Source organism: Streptomyces coeruleofuscus (assembly GCF_039532725.1).
Lineage (GTDB): Bacteria > Actinomycetota > Actinomycetes > Streptomycetales > Streptomycetaceae > Streptomyces > Streptomyces coeruleofuscus.
On record NZ_BAAASE010000034.1, the window covers coordinates 1 to 549 of the forward strand.

Annotated in this window: 1 protein-coding gene; it reads left to right on the top strand. The window is 67.2% G+C overall.

What is annotated here, in order from left to right; translation table 11 throughout:
* The coding region (locus ABFX81_RS42135) for an ABC transporter ATP-binding protein (RefSeq protein WP_346139713.1) at window positions 1–549 on the top strand (549 nt) is incomplete at both ends.

Consider the following 549-nt stretch of genomic DNA (forward strand, 5'->3'; position numbering starts at 1 on the left):
GCACTCGGACCACCGCGACGGGCAAAGCACTGTCGGTGGTAGCCCTTCGCAAGACCTACGGGGACGTCGTCGCGGTCGACGAGGCGTCCATGGAGATCGCGGCCGGGGAGTTCGTCACCTTCCTCGGTGCCTCGGGGTCGGGCAAGACCACGACCCTGATGATGATCGCCGGTTTCTGCGAACCCGACTCCGGCACCATCGTCGTGGGGGACCGCGACGTCACGAAGCTCGCCCCGCAAAAACGCAACCTCGGCTTCGTGTTCCAGCAGTACCTGCTGTTCCCGCACATGACCGTGAGCGAGAATGTCGCCTTCCCGCTGACGCTGCGCGGGGTGCCGAAGGACGAGATCCGCAGGCGGGTCGGGGAGACGCTGGAGATCGCCGGTCTGTCGGGGTTCGGCGGTCGCAAGCCGCGTGAGCTGTCCGGTGGTCAGCAGCAGCGTGTCGCCCTGTGCCGCGCACTCGTCTACCGCCCGCCGGTCATCCTCATGGACGAGCCACTGGGCGCCCTGGACAAGAAGCTCCGCGACCAGCTCCAGGTCGAGATCA